The organism is Bacillus sp. 05T31 (assembly GCF_056396725.1).
The window spans coordinates 1-546 of record NZ_JBFTMA010001291.1; the positions used below are offsets into that span (position 1 = coordinate 1).

At 28.8% G+C, this 546-nt stretch carries 1 protein-coding gene; it reads left to right on the forward strand.

Annotated features, from left to right (window positions below; all coding sequences use genetic code 11):
* Positions 1 to 307: 307 nt before the first annotated feature.
* A partial coding sequence (locus AC1DJR_RS32975; RefSeq protein ID WP_477004563.1) for a response regulator occupies positions 308 to 546 on the forward strand: 239 nt, incomplete at its 3' end.

Genomic DNA, 546 nt, shown 5'->3' on the forward strand with positions numbered 1-546 from the left:
ATCCTGACAAGATAAATAAGTAATGTCTGTAATAAAAAATCTGATTTAAATTTTCGATTTATATGATTGGGATACTACTATTTTAAGTGTTTATCTAGTCATATAAGTAATCAAATGCTAAAATTATCATCTAGATTATATTGGCACTTTTAATCGTTTTCAGTGACCATAAGACCAAAGTGTAGGATTCTGATTTAGATCTACGATTAGTCGTTACATCTTCCTATCTGAATTTTATATCTGTATTAGATGAAAGCATATAAGAGAACCTTTTGTATTATTGGTGAAAAAGAAGCGAGGATTACAGATGAAAAAAAGAATTTTAATCGTAGAAGATGAAGAAAATATTCGAGAAGTATGCAAACGGTATTTAGAAAGAGAAGAATATGAAGTWTATACCGCTGTAAATGGTAAAGAAGGTTGGGATTTATTTCTTACACATCAACCAGATTTAATTATATTAGATTTGATGATGCCAAAAAAAGATGGATGGGAATTATGCGAGGAAATTCGTCAACAATCAAATGTCCCTATTATTATGTTAAC